Annotated in this window: 17 protein-coding genes; 16 read left to right on the top strand and 1 reads right to left on the bottom strand. The window is 52.4% G+C overall.

Annotation, left to right across the window (positions count from 1 at the left end; genetic code table 11):
* Positions 1 to 12: 12 nt before the first annotated feature.
* Positions 13 to 897 (bottom strand): YitT family protein, encoded by an 885-nt coding sequence (locus tag B5E77_RS14030; protein ID WP_087165982.1) that lies wholly within the window; start codon positions 895 to 897, stop codon positions 13 to 15.
* A 365-nt stretch (positions 898 to 1262) separates the two neighbouring features.
* On the opposite strand from B5E77_RS14030, the gene B5E77_RS14025 reads away from it, so the two are divergent.
* The 16 genes from B5E77_RS14025 (at position 1263) to B5E77_RS13950 (ending at position 18382) form a co-directional block, all read left to right on the top strand.
* The gene (locus tag B5E77_RS14025) at positions 1263 to 2351 is read left to right on the top strand and encodes a PucR family transcriptional regulator (RefSeq protein WP_087165981.1); all 1089 of its coding nucleotides are present in this window, start codon (positions 1263 to 1265) and stop codon (positions 2349 to 2351) included.
* 54 nt (positions 2352 to 2405) lie between these two features.
* Positions 2406 to 3095: a cell division ATP-binding protein FtsE gene (ftsE, locus tag B5E77_RS14020; protein WP_087165980.1), complete on the top strand. Its 690-nt coding sequence runs from the start codon at positions 2406 to 2408 to the stop codon at positions 3093 to 3095.
* Positions 3085 to 3993: a permease-like cell division protein FtsX gene (ftsX, locus tag B5E77_RS14015; RefSeq protein WP_087165979.1), complete on the top strand. Its 909-nt coding sequence runs from the start codon at positions 3085 to 3087 to the stop codon at positions 3991 to 3993. The genes ftsE and ftsX overlap by 11 nt, the downstream gene beginning before the upstream one ends.
* 52 nt (positions 3994 to 4045) lie before the next feature.
* Complete coding sequence (locus B5E77_RS14010) at positions 4046 to 5260, top strand: murein hydrolase activator EnvC family protein (RefSeq protein ID WP_087165978.1); 1215 nt, start codon at positions 4046 to 4048, stop codon at positions 5258 to 5260.
* A gap of 184 nt (positions 5261 to 5444) precedes the next feature.
* Complete coding sequence (locus B5E77_RS14005) at positions 5445 to 6662, top strand: S41 family peptidase (RefSeq protein WP_087165977.1); 1218 nt, start codon at positions 5445 to 5447, stop codon at positions 6660 to 6662.
* A gap of 582 nt (positions 6663 to 7244) precedes the next feature.
* On the top strand, positions 7245 to 8300 hold the full coding sequence (locus tag B5E77_RS14000; protein ID WP_087165976.1) for a hypothetical protein: 1056 nt from the start codon (positions 7245 to 7247) through the stop codon (positions 8298 to 8300).
* An 82-nt stretch (positions 8301 to 8382) separates the two neighbouring features.
* Complete coding sequence (locus B5E77_RS13995) at positions 8383 to 9621, top strand: CpaF family protein (protein WP_087165975.1); 1239 nt, start codon at positions 8383 to 8385, stop codon at positions 9619 to 9621.
* Positions 9622 to 9640: 19 nt separating this feature from the next.
* A complete protein-coding gene (locus B5E77_RS13990; protein WP_087165974.1) occupies positions 9641 to 10510 on the top strand; it encodes a type II secretion system F family protein in 870 nt (289 codons plus the stop codon).
* Between the two features lie 24 nt (positions 10511 to 10534).
* Positions 10535 to 11413 carry a type II secretion system F family protein gene (locus tag B5E77_RS13985; protein ID WP_087165973.1) on the top strand — a complete coding sequence of 293 codons (879 nt, stop codon included), beginning with the start codon at positions 10535 to 10537 and terminating at the stop codon, positions 11411 to 11413.
* Positions 11414 to 11443: 30 nt separating this feature from the next.
* Complete coding sequence (locus B5E77_RS13980) at positions 11444 to 11665, top strand: Flp1 family type IVb pilin (protein ID WP_087165972.1); 222 nt, start codon at positions 11444 to 11446, stop codon at positions 11663 to 11665.
* 91 nt (positions 11666 to 11756) lie between these two features.
* Entirely contained in the window at positions 11757 to 12377 is a 621-nt protein-coding gene (locus B5E77_RS13975; protein ID WP_087165971.1) for a prepilin peptidase, read from the top strand.
* 39 nt (positions 12378 to 12416) lie between these two features.
* A complete protein-coding gene (locus tag B5E77_RS13970) occupies positions 12417 to 13727 on the top strand; it encodes a WG repeat-containing protein (RefSeq protein WP_087165970.1) in 1311 nt (436 codons plus the stop codon).
* Between the two features lie 14 nt (positions 13728 to 13741).
* Positions 13742 to 14410 (top strand): hypothetical protein, encoded by a 669-nt coding sequence (locus B5E77_RS13965; RefSeq protein WP_087165969.1) that lies wholly within the window; start codon positions 13742 to 13744, stop codon positions 14408 to 14410.
* Positions 14411 to 14420: 10 nt separating this feature from the next.
* On the top strand, positions 14421 to 17036 hold the full coding sequence (locus B5E77_RS13960; protein WP_087165968.1) for a DUF5702 domain-containing protein: 2616 nt from the start codon (positions 14421 to 14423) through the stop codon (positions 17034 to 17036).
* A 2-nt stretch (positions 17037 to 17038) separates the two neighbouring features.
* Positions 17039 to 17578: a hypothetical protein gene (locus tag B5E77_RS13955; RefSeq protein WP_087165967.1), complete on the top strand. Its 540-nt coding sequence runs from the start codon at positions 17039 to 17041 to the stop codon at positions 17576 to 17578.
* Positions 17579 to 17581: 3 nt separating this feature from the next.
* A complete protein-coding gene (locus B5E77_RS13950; RefSeq protein WP_087165966.1) occupies positions 17582 to 18382 on the top strand; it encodes a hypothetical protein in 801 nt (266 codons plus the stop codon).
* Positions 18383 to 18393 lie beyond the last annotated feature (11 nt).

Here is an 18393-nt window from a genome sequence, read left to right as displayed (position 1 = left end):
GGACAAAAAGTCTTAGGAAGAAATGACGTTCTGATGCTCGATAAACCCTTCGCCAAGCACTTCGCGCACATCGGTTACAATGACGAAAGCATTTGGATCGCAGCCCTTGGCCAGATCCTTTAAGCGGACGATTTCCTTTTTGGCTACGACGCAGAAGAGCATGGTCTTTGCCTCGCCGGAATACATGCCGGTAGCGGAGATGCCGGTTACTCCCCGGTCAAGCTCCTTCATGACGAGAGCAGCCAGCTCCTCCGGCTTTTCTGTAATTACAAAGGCAGCCTTTGAAAATTTAAGGCCGTCGATGATGCCGTCGGAGATCTTGGAGGTCAGGTAGATGGCTATGACTGCATAGAGCGTGACCTGAATTCCATAGAGGAAAGCGCCCACCAGAACGATAACGGTATCGATTACCCAGAGGATAGAAGAGATACTGTAATGCCGCAGGAAATGCTGTATCAAAGCCGCGATCAGATCGGTACCGCCTGTCGTGGCCTGAGTGATAAACACAAGGCCGATGCCTGCGCCCATGAAAATGCCTCCGAATAAGGAAGAGAGCAGAAGATCGCCTTCTGCCAGAGGCACCACTGGAAGCACGGAAAGCCAGAAGGACAGCATGACAGTGGCAAAGCCGGTGTGAAGCAGATAACGTATGCCCTTCAGCCGCATGGCGATAAGGAGGACAGGGATATTAAGGACAAGGTTCGTGACAGACAGCGGTATGCCGCCAGGTATCAGATGCCCGGTGAATTGTTTTACGATGATGGCGATACCGGAGAAGCCCCCGGTAATCAGGCTGGCAGGCTCCAGTACAGAAGCTGTGGCAAAGGCCATCAGAGCAGTTCCAATGATGATGAGAGCATAATTTCTGACAGTAGTTTTTATAGTTGCTGCGGGCATGGAATCCTTCCTTTCTGGCATGGTAAAAACAGGCCTATTCTGACGCTATCACAGGAAGTGGAAAAATGCAAGGCCCCGGCAGGAGGAAAATGGGCAGAAAAAAGGGCAAAAGAAAATTTGTGAACAATGCATAGGAAAAATTTAGGATGTTTTTCTGGAAATATTGAGGAAGTGCATAAAAAAATTTGCATTTCCTCTTTCCTTTTTTACAATTTTGCATTAATATATATCTTAGGTATTTTTTTGTTACAGAGAAATGGGGTTTTTTATTGTAAATATTGCCGGAAACAGACAGGAGAGGGAGCCGGCATTATTGTCAGCGATATGCACAAAACTATATAATTAAGAAGGAGCGGAGAAAAGCTATGATTTCAAATCAAATACTGCAGAATACGATCGACGGACTTAAGGGAATAACAAGGATAGATCTCTGTATTATAGATACGGAAGGAAAGGTGCTGGCATCCACCTTTCCGGAAGCAGATTCTTATACGGGCTCCGTTCTGGCATTTATTGATTCCCCGGCGGACAGCCAGGTGATTCAGGGCTTCCAGTTTTTTAAAATCTTTGATGAAAACCAGCTGGAGTACATTCTGCTGGCGGGCGGCGGAAGCGAAGACGCTTATATGATTGGAAAACTGGTGGTTTTCCAGATCCAGAATCTTCTGGTGGCCTATAAGGAGCGATTTGACAAGGACAACTTTATTAAAAACCTTCTCCTGGACAATCTGCTGCTGGTGGATATCTACAACAGAGCCAAGAAGCTTCATATCCAGACAGAGGTGCGCCGTGCCGTGCTCATCGTAGAGACAGGGCACGATAAGGATACCGGTTCTCTGGAGAGCGTACGTGCCCTGTTCGGCTCCAAGTCTCATGACTTTGTGACTGCAGTGGACGAGAAGAATATTATTGTAGTGAAGGAGCTCGGGGAGAATGAGGGGTATCCGGAGCTGAACAAAACCGCCAGGGTCATCCGTGATCTGCTGAACAGCGAGAGCAATCAGCCTGTCCGTATCGCTTATGGAACCATTGTCGGAGAGATCAAGGAGGTATCACGCTCTTATAAGGAAGCGCGCATGGCGCTGGACGTGGGAAAGATTTTCTTTGACGATAAGGACATTGTGGGCTTCAGCACACTTGGAATCGGCCGTTTGATTTATCAGCTGCCTATTCCGCTTTGCAAAATGTTTATCCGCGAGATTTTTGACGGAAAATCCCCGGATGATTTTGATGAAGAGACGCTGACTACCATTAACAAGTTCTTTGAGAACAGCCTGAACGTTTCGGAGACCTCCAGACAGCTCTATATCCACAGGAATACCCTGGTGTACAGGCTGGATAAGCTGCAGAAGAGCACAGGGCTCGATCTGCGCGTTTTTGAGGATGCGATTACGTTCAAAATCGCGCTGATGGTGGTCAAGTATATGAAATACATGGAGAACGCGGATTATTAAAGCATTCCGCCTCCGGCTTTTTGTCGGCGGACAAAAGAATTGAGGAGAGAAAAAATGATTGATTTGCAAAACGTGAAGAAATCGTATGCCACAGGCGTGCAGGCGCTGAACGGCATCACGCTGCATATTGACAAGGGCGAATTCGTCTTTATTGTAGGAGACAGCGGTTCCGGAAAATCGACGCTGATCAAGCTTCTGCTCAAGGAGCTCGATCCGTCGTCGGGGACTATCAAGGTAAATGGCATCAACCTGAATAAAATGAAGCCGAGAGCCATTCCAAAATACCGCAGAAAGCTTGGAGTCGTATTCCAGGATTTCCGCCTTTTGAAGGACAGAAATGTCTATGAGAACGTGGCCTTTGCCCAGCGCGTGATTATCACGCCGACAAAGCAGATTCGGAAGAATGTGCCCCGGATGCTGTCCCTGGTAGGGCTGGCGGAAAAATATAAGGCATATCCGAAGGAGCTTTCCGGAGGAGAGCAGCAGAGGGTGGCCCTGGCCAGAGCGCTGGTAAATCAGCCCAATATTCTGCTGGCGGACGAGCCCACCGGAAACCTGGATCCGAAGAATTCAAAGGAGATCATGAAGCTTCTGGAGACTATCAACGAGCGTGGAACGACGGTTGTGGTGGTAACACACAATCAGGAGATTGTGGATGCCATGAAGAAGCGCGTGATTGCAATGCACAAAGGCGTCATCATCAGTGACGAGCGTAAAGCTGGGTACACACAGCATGCGGATTAGTTCAATCGCCTACTGCATAAAGCAGGGCCTGAAAAATATCTGGAGAAACAAGATGTTCTCCCTGGCGTCCATTGCCACGATGTCGGCCTGTATTTTCCTGTTTGGCATTTTCTTCTGCGTAGTGGAAAACTTCCAGCATATGGTGCGGGAGATGGAGAAATCCGTGGCTGTCACGGTATTCTTTGACGAGGGGCTTTCCCAGGAGCAGATCGACGCCATCGGAGAGCAGATTGATGCGAGAGAAGAAGTGGCTGGCGTGGTATTTGTGACTGCGGAGGAAGCCTGGGACGAGTATAAGGAGATCTATTTTGAGGAAGCTCCGGAGCTTGCGGAGGGCTTTGAGAATGATAATCCTCTGGCAAATGAGGCTCATTATGAAATTTATCTGACGGATGTGGAGAGCCAGGATGCCCTGGTGACCTGGCTGGAGTCTGTGGAGGGAATCCGCAGAATCAACGAGTCGGCTCAGGTGGCGGATATCCTGACGAATTTCAATTTGCTGGTGGGCTATATTTCCATTGCGGTGATTCTTCTTCTGCTCTGTGTATCCGTATTCCTGATCAGCAATACCGTCACCATCGGCATCGCAGTCAGGAGAGAAGAGATTGCGATTATGAAGCTGATTGGAGCGACAAATGGTTTCGTAAAGGCGCCCTTTGTGGTGGAGGGAATCATTATCGGTATCATCGGAGCGTCCATTCCGCTGGGGCTTTTGTATCTTCTGTACACAAGACTGATTAACTTTATGGGAGATAAGTTTAATATACTGACAGGGCTTTTGCAGTTTCTTCCTGTCAATGAGATGTTCCGGATTCTGCTTCCGGTAGGCTTAGGCCTGGGCGTGGGAATCGGATTTTTCGGAAGCTTCTTTACGATTCGCAAGCATCTGAAGGTCTGAGAGGACTCTGAACTTACGATACGCACAGACAGGTGCGGCAAAAGGAAAAGCTATGAAAAGAAAGCGATTGTTAGGCGTCTGCCTTGCGGCTGCGCTTGCATTAACCGGTATTTTCACGTCAGATAAGATGTCTCAGGTATCTGCGTCTCAGACGTCAGATACGAGCGAGCTGGAAGAACAGAGGCAGGAGACACAGGAAAAGATAGACGATATCAAAGAGGATATTAAGTCAGCCGAAAAAAAGATAGAAGAGCTTGAGAGCAGCAAGAGCAGCCTTCAGAGCTATATTTCCCAGCTGGATCAGGAGTCGAACGCGCTGGAGCAGAAGATTCAGGATCTGAAGGGAGACATTGCGGATAAGGAAGAGGAGGTGGAGGCTGCCAAGGTGGAGCTTGAAGAAGCGGAGGCTGTGGCAGATCAGCAGTACGAGGATATGAAAAAACGGATTCAGTATCTTTATGAAAACGGGACGCCGTCCATGCTGGAGCTGCTTCTGACCTCAGAGAGCTTTACGGATTTTTTGAACCGGTCTACCTATGCTTCTCAAATGACCCGCTATGACCGGGAGATGCTGGATGAATATATTGCCCAGAAGGAGGCGGTAGAGCAGAAAAAGGCTGAGCTTGAGCTGGAGGAAGAGGAGCTGAAGCTGCTGGCAGATGCGGCAGAGGAACAAAAGAAGGCTGTGGAGTCTCTGATTCAGGCAAAAAATCAGGAGATAGCCAGCTATCAGGCTCAGATCGACAGCGAAAGCAGTAATGCGGACGCCTATGAGGCGGATCTGGCAGAGCAGGAAAAGCTGCTCGATCAGATCGAACAGCAGATCGCAGCTGCGGCCGCGGCTGCGGCGCAGGAAGGCGACGGCGACGGAGGAGCTTCGGGCTTTATCTGGCCCTGTCCCAGCAGCCACCGGATCACGAGCTATTTTGGCCCAAGAGAGCAGCCCACGGCAGGAGCGTCCACAAACCATAAGGGAATTGATATCGGAGCCGGCTATGGTTCTGCGATTGTGGCGTCTGCTTCGGGCCGGGTGACGACAGCCACTTACAGCAGCTCTGCAGGAAACTATGTGGTCATCTCCCATGGAAATGGAATATCGACCGTGTATATGCACTGCTCGGCCCTCTATGTGTCGGTGGGCCAGACGGTGTCCCAGGGCGAGACGATTGCGGCGGTCGGATCTACTGGGTATTCGACAGGAAACCATCTTCACTTTGGCGTGATTAAAAATGGTACCTATGTGAATCCTCTGGGATATGTAGGATAAAAAGCGGCGGCCGGTCTGCCGGACGGCTTGTCCTTCTGGCAGGTAGGACGCGGGAATGAAACAAAAGAAAAAAGCGTATATTGGATTGAAAGGGGCGGGGCTGCTGTAAAGCGTGTGTTTTGGATGAAGATCCGAAAACAGGCTTTGCGGCAGCCTGCTTACAGGAAGACGGGGAAAGCGGCATATGAAGGACAAAAAGCAGTTTTTGACAGGAATAGCGGCGGGCTTTGTGATCACGATGGTTCTGGTAGAGGCGGTGATGTTTGGCCAGAATGTACTGGCAGATATGGAATCGGAATCCAGAAAAGAGAATGGACAGCTGGATCTGACTGGCTCCGGCGTGGAAGCCAAGCTGGAGGAAATTCAGGCTCTGATGGAGACCTATTATCTGGAAGAGATCGATACGGAGCAGGTAGAGGATTATCTGTATAAGGGTGCTGTAGCCGGACTGGGAGATATCTATGCTGCTTACTACACAGAGGAGGAATACCAGAGCCTGATTGACAGTACAAATGGCAGCTATTATGGCATTGGCGTGGAGATTTCTCAGAATATGAGCACAGGCATCATCACGATCAGCCGGATTTTTGAGGGCTCTCCGGCGGAGGAGGCCGGCCTGCTTCCCGGCGATGTGCTCTATAAAATTGCAGGCCAGGAGGTGACGGGCGAGGACCTGAATAAGGTAGTTTCTCTGATTAAGGGCGAAGAATACACGACGGTCTCTGTAGAGGTGGCCCGGGACGGACAGAGTGGATATCTGGAATTTGAAGTAGAGCGGCGCACGATAGAGGTACCTACTGTGGAATCGGAGATGCTGGAGGATAATATCGGCTATATCGCAATTACTTCCTTTGACGACGTGACGACAGAGCAGTTTATGACTGCTCTGGATACTCTGGAGAGCCAGGGCATGGAGGCGCTGATTGTAGATCTGCGGAACAACGGCGGCGGCCTCGTGTCCAGTGTCTGCGCGATTCTGGACCGCCTGCTCCCGGAAGGACTGATCGTTTATACGGAGGATAAATACGGAAACCGGGAAGAGGAATTTTCCGATGCGGAGAATTATTTCGACAAGCCCATGGCCGTTCTGGTAAATGGAAACAGTGCCAGCGCCTCTGAGATTTTCGCTGGAGCCATCAAGGATTATGGCATCGGAACCTTGGTGGGAACGACGACCTATGGTAAGGGAATCGTGCAGAAGATTTACCCCCTGAGTGATGGAACAGCCGTGAAGCTGACGGTCTCCAAATACTATACTCCCAATGGAAATAATATTCATGGGACCGGGATTGAGCCGGACGTAACGGTGGAGCTGGATGAGGATCTGATGTATGAGGTGGAGGTGCCGAAGGAGGAGGATAATCAGCTGCAGGCAGCTATCGAGGCGCTGCAGGGGAACTGAAGAAGCTTTCAGGGACGTTTCCCCGGTTTCCATATCCGGTGTTCGGCCCAGGCCGCCTTCTCTTGCCGCTGTGCGGCAATTCACCTTGCGGACGTTTCACGGACACTTGGATAATGGAAATCGGGGAAACTGTATGTTGAAAGGTTTTCAGTTCTCATATGCAGCGCCTCAAGGGCCGCCTTTAGCAGAGAGGGGAGGATACCTAAAGAAATACCACTAATATGCCGGCTGCAATTGGCAGAATCAGGCTCAGTAAAGCCAGGGAGTGTTCTTTTGTTTTAGTTTCATTCGTGAAGGCATTGCGTGGATTGGGAATCTAATACAGGGTCCAGGTTCACTGATAAGACAAACAGATCTGGCTTTGAAAAGTTTTGATGAATAATAGGTTAAATGAAATGTAAACGATTGTGAAAATAAAAATAATTTTTGATTAATATTCAGCTTTTTCTGGTGTGGAGAGAAAAGGCTGAATATTTTTTTGACAATTTCTTTACCTGGGGAAGAAAAGAGCCTTACAAAGCTGTGATACGATCCCTTTAGTGCAAAACGACGGAGGGTTGTGTGACATGAGGAGGGGGCAGTATGAAGATCAAACTGGTTATTGCGGACAGCGACGAAAAATATATCCGGAGACTTTCTTCCTATTTTCAGATCCATTACGCGGATAAGCTGGAGCTGTATCTGTTCAGCTCCAAAGAGGCTCTAAGGGACTTTCTGAAAGAGAATGTGGTTCATGTGATTCTGCTGGGGGAGGATATGAAGGGCTTTGCAGAGCTGCCGGAGCATACGGCCTGCGCCTGGCTGGTGTACGCGGCAGGACTGAATGAATTTGAAGGAAGGAGAGCTATCTGCCGGTTCCAGAAGGCGGAGCGCATTTACCGCGAGATCCTGAGTCTCTTTTCTGAGGTGGACGGCTGCTTTGGGTTCGGAGGGGGAGAAGGCAGTACAAGGGTGTGCCTGTTTACCTCTGCCCAGGGCGGAGCAGGAACCTCCACGGCGGCGGCCGCCTGGGCGCTTCACCTGGCGGTTCAGGGGAAAAGAGTCTTTTATCTGAACCTGGAGAGCTTTGGAGAAAGCGGACTTTATTTTGAGGGCGAAGGGAATCAGAATTTCAGTGATGTGATTTTTTCTCTCAAGAGTAAAAAAAGCAGCTTGTCGGTGAAGATAGAGAGCTCCATCCGGACGGACAGTTCGGGCGTCCAGTATTTTGAGGCAGGAGAGAATCCATTCGACAGGACGGAGCTGGGTGTGGAGGAGATCGAGCGGCTGCTCCGGGAGCTGTCGGCGGTGCAGGAATACGACGTGCTGATTGTGGATCGTGAGCTTACGTTGGATCCGGTATTTACGGAGCTGGCGGCCGGGATGGTTTCTCAGATTGTGCTGGTGGATGATGGAAGCGAGACAGGAAACCGGAAGCTTCTGAAGGCTCTGGAGGCTGTGAAGGTACTGGAAAAAAGAAAAGGCGTTCCGATTCTTACGAAATGTGTGCTGTTGTATAACCGGTTTTCATCCAGCCATGGAAGAAAGCTGGAAAAGCTTCCGGTTTCCGAGGCAGGAGGGATTCCCCGGTATGAGGGGGCGTCCCCGAGGGCGCTGGCGGAGAAGCTGTCAGTTCTTCCGGTGTTCGAAAAGCTGTAACACCGGTGCACCAAGGGCGTATTGTCCCTTGTATACTGATGCTGAGGCAGGTACGTATAGACAGCAGAGATGGGGGAATGGTATGGAGGAAGCAAGGCTCCATGAATTTATCAGGGAAATCAAGGAGTATATATTCGACAATTTTAATCTGAACCAGCTCTCGGACGAGGAACTGGAGGAGCGGATCGAAGAGCTGATCCGTGTCCGGCTCCAGGACGAATATCTGACCATAGAGGAACGGGTGGATATCGTGCGCCAGGTGTACAGCTCCATCCGTGGTTTCGGTCTTCTGGACACGATTATGAATGACGACAGCATTACCGAGGTCATGATCAACGGGCCGGAGGAAATCTTTATTGAGAAGGCTGGAAGGCTGTACCAGCTGCCGGAGACCTTCGAGAGCGAGCGGAGGCTGGAGGACGTGGTGCAGCGTATCGTGGGGCTGGCGGGACGGGAGGTCAATCAGGCCAATCCGATTGTGGACACGAGGCTTCCGGACGGCTCCCGCGTGAATGTGGTGCTGCCGCCCATTTCTCTTAAAGGGGCCATCGTGACGATCCGTAAGTTTTCGAAGACGCCCATGACCATCGCCCAGCTGATCCGCTTTGGCTCCATCACACAGGATATCGCGGATGTGCTGGAGCTCCTTGTGAGGGCCAAGTACAACATTTTTATCAGCGGCGGCACGGGCTCCGGGAAGACTACGTTTCTGAACGCGCTTTCCAATTATATCCCCAAGGATGAGCGTGTGATTACCATAGAGGATTCGGCGGAACTTCAGATCGTGGGCGTCAAGAACCTGGTCCGCCTGGAAACAAGAAATGCCAACGCCTCCGGGAGCGGGGCGGTGACCATCCGGGATCTGATCAAATCCTCCCTGCGTATGCGCCCGGAGCGCATCGTGGTAGGCGAGGTCCGCGGAGGGGAGGCGCTTGACATGCTTCAGGCCATGAATACGGGCCACGACGGCTCCTTAAGCACAGGCCACGCCAACAGCACGGCGGACATGCTGAGTCGTCTGGAAACCATGGTTCTCCAGGGAGCGGAGGGACTGCCTCTGGAGGCTATCCGCCAGCAGATCGCGTCGGCGGTGGATATCATCATCCATCTGTCCCGGCTCCGGGATAAAAGCCGGAAGACCATGGAGATCACAGAGGTCGTGGGATATGAAAACGGACACATCGTCCTGAATCCGCTCTATGTCTTTGAGGAGGATGAAAAAAGCACGCTGGATCGGGTTTCAGGTTCGCTGAAGCGGACATCTAATCCTCTGAGAAACGATCTGAAGCTGCGGCTGATGGGCTACAGGGGAACGATTTAGAGACAGGGGAGGACAGGGTATGGGAATCACCTTGGGAAAGAAAAAGGAAAAGAAGGAGAGAGAGCCTCAGTACCGGCAGTCGCTGACCAATATGCAGGTGCGGAATTACCGGGTCTATGAGATGTCTCCGATAGAGAGAATACTGGTATTTCTGGCGGCCTTCGCGGCGGGGGCCTTCTGCGGCTACCTGTTCTACGGAGGGCTGGCAAAGGATCCTTACGGGAACGCGACCCTTCTTACCTATATGCTGAATCTGACGATACCGTCGGTGGTGGGAATCGCGGCAGGTTTTTTCTTCCTTCCCATCTGGGAGAAGAGGCAGCAGGAAAGCAGGCAGAGCAATCTGAAAAAACAGTTTCTGGATCTGCTGGAATCCCTGTCTACCTCGCTCCTTGCCGGAAAAAATGTGAACCAGTCCTTCCGGGACGCGAAGCGGGATCTGAGCATTCAGTATTCTGCGGAGTCTGATATTCAGAAGGAGCTGGCTGTGATTCTGAACGGTCTGGACAATAATATTTCCGTGGAAAGCCTGCTCTTGGATTTCGGAAAGCGCAGCGGCGTGGACGATATCGAAAGCTTCGCCAATGTCTTTGATACCTGCTACCGGAAGGGCGGAAATATCAAAGAGGTTATCCGCAACACCAGCATGATACTGGAAGAAAAGAGCCGGATTCAAAGAGAGATTGAGACGAAGCTTGCGGCCAATAAAAACGAGCAGCTGATTTTAAGCGTCATGCCTGTGGTCCTGGTGGCGCTGATCAAGGTCAGCAATCCGGATTTTGCGAAGAATTTTGCGACACCCTCCGGCGTACTGGCGAGCACCTTTGCCATCGGCTGCTTTGTGGCGGCCACGGTGGTCAGCCGGAAGATTCTGGATATCCGGGTTTAGGCCCGAAGAGAAAAGGAGAAAGCGATGATTTCCTGGACACAGCTGATTCTGCTTGTAATCGAGACGGTTCTCGGGGGCCTTACTCTGTTTCTGATGGCAGGGGGAGAGAAGTATGAGGCGCTTCTGACCCCGCTGGATGACAAGGAATATCCTCTGAAGGATACCTATGTGATTGGAATGAACTGGTGTGAGAAGAGCGGCTATACCTTCCGGACTGAGGAGGATAAGAAGCTCCGTAAGGAGCTGGGGCTGCTCTGTGAAGAGAAATATGTGGAATACTACCTGCGCATGTTCCATGCCAGACGCTTCAGCATCACGCTGCTGTGCCTGTTCGGCTTTACGGCGGTAAGCTGCCTGGCAGGAGGAAGCGACGCTCTGCTGGTATTTCTGGTGGGAGCTATGCTGTCCGGAACAGCCTGGTATTACTATACGACCTGCAACGCGGAAAAAATCAAGGAAAGGACGCAGAAGTATATGAGCGATTTCCCTGATGTGCTTTCCAAGCTGGCCCTTCTGGTAAATGCCGGGATGGTCATGCGGGAGGCGTGGGAAATGACAGCGTCCTCGGCGGACCGGCCTCTGTATCAGGAGATGCGGAAGGTTGGCGAAGATATCCGCAACGGCGTCTCTGAGGCCCAGGCCTATTATCTGTTTGGAATCCGCACAGTAGTGCCGGAAATCCGGAAATTTACCTCTTCGGTGATTCAGGGGCTGGAGAAGGGAAACAAAGAGCTGGCCTATCTGCTGGCGGACATGTCCTCCGAGATGTGGGAGACGCGCAAGCAGACCGTGGCCAGACAGGGCGAACTGGCTTCCGGCAAGCTTATGATTCCCATGCTGATTATGTTCGCGGGAATCCTGGTTATGGTTTTAGTTCCTGTGTTTTCAAACCTGGGGCTTTAATAAATATGAGGGGAAAGGAGGAAGAACGTGATGAACAATTTATTACTGCACGGCTGTCTGGCAGCAAAAATGGCCTTTCACCGCTTCATTTACGACGAGAAGGGTGATACCAACATCGTATCCATCGTGGTTCTGATTGGAATCGTGATCATGCTGGCAGCTATTTTCAGAGAGCAGATCAGCAGTCTGGTAGAGAGCCTGCTGGGCAATATTGTGAACCAGGCGAATGTAGTTGGCTCACCTACAAAATAATTCTGTGAAAAACACAGCCGTGTCATTTCCTGCGGGGGACGCCTGAAGAACTTTTTCGGGTGTCCTCCGGGGAGGGCGGCGGGGAGAATGTATGGAAATCTGTATTGCAGTATGCGCGGCCCTGGCCTGTACGGGACTGGCGCTTGTCTATTTATATATGGGAAAGAAATGCAAGCTGTCCGGAAGGGAGTGGCTGATCGCGGCGGCAGCCTGCGCGGCGGCGGCTTTCGCGGTGTTCCGGCTGGAGCAGAAGGGGACGGATGTGACGGGGATGGTAAAGATTCTCTGGGTCCTGACGCTGATGCTTGCCGCCGGCTGGGTGGACGCCCGGGAAAAGATCGTGCCGAACCAGCTGATTCTGCTGGGCCTTGCCGGACGCTGCCTGATATATATTGCAGAGCTTCTGTCAGATCCTTCCGGCTTTGGAATGCTGGTGCTCCGGGATCTGGCGGGAACCGGAATCACTCTGGCGGCGCTTCTTCTGATTGTCTTTATCAGCCGGAGTGCCATGGGCTTTGGCGACGTGAAGCTGCTGGGAGTGGTGAGCCTGTTCTGCGGACTTTCCTGGACCTATTCCTGCTTTCTCTACGGGCTGATTGCCGCGGCTCTCGCCTCGGTCTATCTGCTGGCAGTGAAAAAAGCGGGCAGGAAATACCAGATAGCTTTTGCGCCCTATCTTCTGGCGGGCTATCTGATTACGGCGGTTCTGTAGCCGCAGGGACGGCATTCATGTCTGAGGAGGGAAGGAAGGATGAAAATCAACAGAAAGCTGCTGGCATGTCTGATGGTCCTCCTGCTGGCTGCCGGCTGGGTAAGCTTCGGCATGCAGACAGGAGAGACCTATGCGGCCTACCATGCCCTTCAGGCGGAGGCAGGGGCGGCGGAGATGGAAGGGCTTTACGAAAAGGCGGCCCAGAAATATGAAGAATGTCTTCAGTATCAGGACAATCTGGAAAACCGGATGAAGATGACGGAAAATTATGCGGCTCTGGCCCTGGAATCCGGCACCTATACCAGGATTCAGAAGGTAGAGGAGTGTCTGGAGGCACTTCGGAAAAAATACCCGAAGGAACCCCGGATCTATGAGTTTGCCTGCAGCTTCTATCAGCAGCAGGAGGACAGGGACGGGATTCTGGAGACGCTGTCCCAGGCAGAAAGCGTGGGAGTGAGCACGCCTGTGCTGACGGCCTGCCAGGAACAGCTGCATTACCAGTACGACCTGGGCTTTTCCAGCTATCTTGCATTTCTTCCGCTGACGGAGGAGTTGTATGCGGTTCAGAGCAATGAGGGGTGGAACTACGCGAACCGCAGCGGAGAGCTGTATCTGACGGGCGATTATGACTGCGCTTCGATTTTTTACGGAGATCTGGCTTCTGTAACGGATGACACAGGCTCCTGGATGATTGACAGTGAAGGGGAAAAGCAGCTGACGCTCCCGGAGGGAGTGACGCAGGCAGGCGCTTACAGCGAAGGTCTGGTGGCCCTGAAGCGGACGGGAGGCTTTGAGTATTATAATCCCCAGACAAAAGAATTTTTTGGAAATTACGAGGAGGCCGGGCGGTTTTCGGACGGAATCGCGGCTGTAAAGGAGGACGGCCTCTGGAAGATCATTGATACCACGGGGACGCCCATAAGCGACAGGATCTTTGAGGATGTGGTTTTAAGCTTCACGGGAAGCTGCTACAGCGACGGCTATATTATCGCGAAATCTGACGGAGTTTACCGCTTCTATGACAGAGAGCTGAATCCGGCTCTGGACTTTACCTGCGGAGATATTGATTTCTGCGTGGAAAGCGTCTTTGCGTTTGAGAGAGACGGGCTCTGGGGCTTTGCAGATTTGAGCGGAAATGTTCTGATTGAACCGGCCTATGAAGAGGCAAAATCCTTCAGCTGCGGTCTCGCAGGCGTAAAGAAGGACGGTCTGTGGGGCTTTATCAACGAGAGCGGAGAGCTCGTGGTCCCGTACACCTTTCTGGAAGTGGATTATGTGAATGACCGGGGCGGCTGCTTTGTCCGGGAGAGCGACGTCTGGAAGATGCTGAATTTCGTAGGCTGGACCTGACAGGGGGAGAGAAGATGAAAAAAGAAGGCGGCTATGTCATCGTAGAAGCGGTATTCGTCATGGTGATCACAGTGTTTCTGATGTCAGTGCTTATGGGGCTTGGCTTTGTCCTCTACCAGCAGACGAACCTGACCGTGGCGGCCAACGACGCGGCCTCAAAGGCAGCCAGCGTCTACAGCCAGCAGGCGGCGGAGCCCTTCACAGGCTATGTGCATTACAACGAGTTCAGCAAGCCGAAGCTGTACCAGTACTGGTTTGAGAAGGGAGGCTTTTTCTTCCTTCTGGCGTCTCCGAGGGAGGAAAACCGGGCCAAGGCACAGTGGGTGGCGGAGGCCCAGCTTGACAACGCGCGGATTATTGAGCCGGAGGAACGGCTCGTGGAGGTATCTGTGGATAAACATGATTCCTTTGGAAGCGGGGCTTATCTGATTACGGTAAACCTCCAGGAAACCTATAAGATTCCGGGAGCCGCTGCCTTTCAGTATTTCGGCGTCTCTGACGAGATCACCTTCTATGCGGTGGGAACGGCCGTATCCAAGGATATGCGCCATATTATAAACAGTCTGAATTTCCAGGAGGATCTGACCTATCATATCGAAAACAACGTGCTGGGAGCCAAGACGGCGTCAAAGCTTCTGGACGCGGTAAAAGCAGTGGCAGAATTTATCAACAGTCTGTTCTGAGGAGGGAGCCATGAAGCTATTCGCAAAAAAACGGGGAGCGGTCACCGTATTCCTGACGCTGATTCTGGTGCCGGTGCTGTCCTTAAGCACGCTTCTTATGGAAATCGGCCGCTACCGGAGCGCCAAGGCGCTTCTGGATGAAATGAATATTTCAGCCTCTTATTCTACGCTGGCGCATTACAATACAGAGCTGCTGACTCGCTTTGGGCTTCTGGCGCTGGACGCCGACGCAGATCAGTCGGTATATATGGATTATTTCAATACGAACGCCAATCTGAATGAGGATGATACCTATACGGCTTCCAGGCTGTTCAGCGACGTGACGGTGGAGCTTGAGCCGATCTACAGCCTGGGAAATATGGATATGCTGAAGAATCAGATCCTCTATTTTGAAGAATACCGCTCCATGATTACCGTGTTTGAGAACCGGGTGGATCTGAATAAGATGACCGAGTTCATCGAGAAAAACCTGAAGATGGGCGAGGCGGGCACGACCTTCAAGATGATCAATTCCAGCGCGGACGCCGCGGCTTCGGCGGGAGAATGGGGCACAGCCACCAATGCGATGAATGATGCAGCCATAGCCCTGAACACGAGCGTGGCGGAAGCGGATACGGCGCGGACAGACCTGCAGTCAGCTATCGATGCCAAGGTTTCCTTCATGGAGGCCAATGACCCGGACACCATGGAGGACGAGGAGCTGGAAGACTATTACGATGAGCTGGACCGCCTTTCAGAGGCCATCGACACAGCGGCAGAAGACTATTCCACAGCCCTGGAATCCGTAAAGAGCGATATGGAGAGCTATGAGGACGCCTATAAAGCCTTTCAGGAAAAGTCCCTGGCCCTTCAGGAAAAATACGCGAAGATGATTGGAGAGAATGCAGACAACGCGGATTTCAAGTCCTTTGGAAAGGCTTATGAGAATATCAATGGAAAGCTGGACGAGGTGCTGCCGGTCTACGACGCTTATCAGCAGCGGGTCAGCGCAATGCTGTCCGGCCTGGAGACGAATAAGACAAATGTAGATGCCATCAGCGGAAGCAGCGTGAATGAGGATTCGGATTATGACCTGTCGGCCTCTGACTATTATACGGACATCAGCGGATACATGACAGTGGACACGGTAGAGGAGCTCTGCGCAGCCATGATGGGGGAGGGCGCCACAGATTCTGTCCTGGCGCTGGTCAACGCCTTTGCAGTCCTGTTCCCTTACCTGATTCCCGGCTCAGAGCGAATCGACGACGCCTACAATATTCAGCTCACCTCAGGGGTGGCGGGGGCCAGCTATACGTCCAATACTACTACAGAGGCGGAGCTCTCCGGCGATGACGCAGCCTATATCCAGTCTCTGCTGAACGAGACACTGGAGACGGCCTCCCGCCTGGGTTATGATATCTCCAAATTTGAAACCTCCGGACGGATCACGGCCTCGACAAATTATGTATTTGCGGAGGAACTGCTCAACCGGATCATAGAGAATATCAAGACACTCATAAGCTTTGTGGTAAATGTAATCGGGACGCTCACAAAAGGGATTACTGCAGTGGTCTACGTGTTTACGCTGCTGCCGCAGCTCGGGGAAGCTGTGGCTGCCCTGGTTCAGCTTTGTACAGATATCCCGACGGCCTGCGCGAATATGCAGTCCATGCTGGACGCCATGCTCCACAATCTGGCGGAAGGCTTTTACGTAAATTCCTATGCGACCTCCATGTTTCCGGACAGGGTCAGCGCGGAGACCGGAAAGAGCTTCCGGGGCGACAGGTACAGCAGCATTTACAGCTCCGCTCACAGCGCTGACGAGTATATGAATGAAGCGGTGGGGGCCTTTGACGGGCTGATTGCAGCCTGGGCCGGGACGGGCGCTCCCACAGAAAGCGGGGAGATGTTCAACGGAGCCTGTGTAGAATATATAGTAAACGGGAGTCCGAACGAGACGGAGAATCAGGCTGCGGTTTACGATATCATCTTTATCATGCGGCTGCTGACGAATATTCTGCCTGTCATCGGAAATGCGGAGATCGTCCAGACCTCCGCGATCGCGGGTCCCTTCGCTCCGGTGATTCTGGCTCTCTGGGTGGTAGCGGAGTCCTGCGTGGAGATGAAGGCGCTGATCCTTTCCACCTATGATAAGAATCCGGCCAAGGTGCAGCTGGTGAAATTCCCCTATCAGGTACTGCTGACACCCAGCAATGTCATGGAGCGCGGCACGAAGATCGCGGATGAAATCGCGAAGGGAAAAATCAAGACGCCAAAGGAATTTATGGATCAGTTTATCAAGCCCATCGGACTGGCCTCCGGACTTTACAGCGAGACGGCTCTGAAGGACAATACGGCGCTTTCTATAGGGATGGAGGGGCTGGACGCAGTGCTGGGCGTGAGTTATAACGAGTATCTCTGGGTCCTGCTCTGTACGGTGCCTACGTTGACCAAGGTACAGCGCATCGGGGATCTCATCAACATGGAAATGCGCCAGTCGGACAGCAGCTTTACGCTGAGCGATTCCTACACCTATCTGCGTGTCAACGTGAACGCCAAATATGATTCTCTGATACCAGGGCTTTACGAGCCGCTGCAGCAGCTGGATACGCTGCAGCTTCGGAGTCTCCGGTTTGTGGGGTACTGATTATGAAAAGGATGCTGCGGGAACAGAACGGGGTTTTGACGGTGGAGGGCTCCATCGTCCTCCCCATCTTTATCTTCTTCATCATGATTTTTCTGAATTTCAGCCAGGTGTACCGGGCCCAGAATTATATCGCTCACAACCTTCTGCAGGCCAGCTCCCTGATTGCGGCGGAAAGCTACGAGCAGGATGTGTCGGCTCTGGCGGGAGCGGGAACGGAGCTCTCAAAGATGTTTGACAATTTCAGCGATATGTTCAAAAGCTCCAGCCAGATTCAGGCCGAATACACGGCGGATCAGGCCAAGTCGACCCAGGCGCTGATCGCCGACAAGATGGCGGAGGCCGCGGGAGGGCAGAGCATTCTGGAAGGAAATCTGAAATCCTTCCGGGTGGAGGATGGAATGGATTTCAGCCGGAGCACTTACGACGCGGGAAGCAGGGAGATTCATATTGTGGTGGAATATCAGGTAGCCTTCCGCTATCCGTTTTTTGGGATTGACACAATCACGCTGGTACAGAATGCGAAGGCATATTTGTGGAGGTAGCATATGAAGGAACATGCGGAGGCCGCAGTGCGGCGGGAGATGGAAGAGTTTGACCGGGATATCGGGAAATACCGGAAGACGGGAAAAAAGCAGAGAGGAGCCATTAGTTGGTGGATTCTGGCGCTCATCATGCTGGCAGTCATTTATGCGCTGCGGGATCAGGGCGCAGGGACGGCAGCGGTGCTGGGCTGCGCTGCCCTGACGGCGCTTTTTGCAGCCGTCGGCATTCTGAAGATGGCCGGGAGCCGTTCCGGATCGGTATCCGCGCCGGAGCTGTACCGCCGGCATATCTTTGGGCTCAGGCCTGCGCTTGCCTCATATTTTTATCCGGACTGGTCCTATCTGGTTCTGGACGAAAAGGCCTTGATGCAGATGAAGCAGGAATGCCCGAGGCTCCGCAGAAGCTTTATCCGTTATTTCGGGAGCCTGAGCTTCCCGGCGAGGGACGGTTTCGGAATGGCGCATGAGATGGCCCTGTCGGGAAGTGATCACGCGGTCTGGTTTCAGGGAATCCTGATCCGCCTTCCCTGGAGGGGAGATACGGCTGAGGCTGCGGAAGGGCTGAAAAAGGTGTTTGGCGGCTGGAGAGTTCAGGTCTTTGCGGAGGAAGGGTATTTGGACGTCTTCTGCCCCGGCCTGAGCCTGGATCAATATATGAACGGGGAGCACAGAGAGCAGGACGCGGACTCCACGGCGGCCTGGAGAAAGCGTTATGATTACCGTCAGCTGAACAGGCAGGAGATTTCGGAAAATACCGCGCAGGTAAAGAAGCTGATCGAGACAGTTCAGCAGTATGCCCGGTAAGGAGGGGGAAA

The sequence above is a fragment of the Lachnoclostridium sp. An131 genome, from assembly GCF_002160825.1.
Classification (GTDB): Bacteria; Bacillota; Clostridia; order Lachnospirales; family Lachnospiraceae; genus Laedolimicola.
The sequence above is the reverse complement of the archived record's forward strand: the minus strand, read 5'-3'. Positions and strand labels throughout refer to the sequence as shown.

Coding starts and splice junctions, on each gene's coding strand:
- B5E77_RS14030 (WP_087165982.1), bottom strand. CDS start 897: ATGCCCGCAGCAACTATAAAAACTACTGTCAGAAATTATGCTCTCATC.
- B5E77_RS14025 (WP_087165981.1), top strand. CDS start 1,263: ATGATTTCAAATCAAATACTGCAGAATACGATCGACGGACTTAAGGGA.
- ftsE (WP_087165980.1), top strand. CDS start 2,406: ATGATTGATTTGCAAAACGTGAAGAAATCGTATGCCACAGGCGTGCAG.
- ftsX (WP_087165979.1), top strand. CDS start 3,085: ATGCGGATTAGTTCAATCGCCTACTGCATAAAGCAGGGCCTGAAAAAT.
- B5E77_RS14010 (WP_087165978.1), top strand. CDS start 4,046: ATGAAAAGAAAGCGATTGTTAGGCGTCTGCCTTGCGGCTGCGCTTGCA.
- B5E77_RS14005 (WP_087165977.1), top strand. CDS start 5,445: ATGAAGGACAAAAAGCAGTTTTTGACAGGAATAGCGGCGGGCTTTGTG.
- B5E77_RS14000 (WP_087165976.1), top strand. CDS start 7,245: ATGAAGATCAAACTGGTTATTGCGGACAGCGACGAAAAATATATCCGG.
- B5E77_RS13995 (WP_087165975.1), top strand. CDS start 8,383: ATGGAGGAAGCAAGGCTCCATGAATTTATCAGGGAAATCAAGGAGTAT.
- B5E77_RS13990 (WP_087165974.1), top strand. CDS start 9,641: ATGGGAATCACCTTGGGAAAGAAAAAGGAAAAGAAGGAGAGAGAGCCT.
- B5E77_RS13985 (WP_087165973.1), top strand. CDS start 10,535: ATGATTTCCTGGACACAGCTGATTCTGCTTGTAATCGAGACGGTTCTC.
- B5E77_RS13980 (WP_087165972.1), top strand. CDS start 11,444: ATGAACAATTTATTACTGCACGGCTGTCTGGCAGCAAAAATGGCCTTT.
- B5E77_RS13975 (WP_087165971.1), top strand. CDS start 11,757: ATGGAAATCTGTATTGCAGTATGCGCGGCCCTGGCCTGTACGGGACTG.
- B5E77_RS13970 (WP_087165970.1), top strand. CDS start 12,417: ATGAAAATCAACAGAAAGCTGCTGGCATGTCTGATGGTCCTCCTGCTG.
- B5E77_RS13965 (WP_087165969.1), top strand. CDS start 13,742: ATGAAAAAAGAAGGCGGCTATGTCATCGTAGAAGCGGTATTCGTCATG.
- B5E77_RS13960 (WP_087165968.1), top strand. CDS start 14,421: ATGAAGCTATTCGCAAAAAAACGGGGAGCGGTCACCGTATTCCTGACG.
- B5E77_RS13955 (WP_087165967.1), top strand. CDS start 17,039: ATGAAAAGGATGCTGCGGGAACAGAACGGGGTTTTGACGGTGGAGGGC.
- B5E77_RS13950 (WP_087165966.1), top strand. CDS start 17,582: ATGAAGGAACATGCGGAGGCCGCAGTGCGGCGGGAGATGGAAGAGTTT.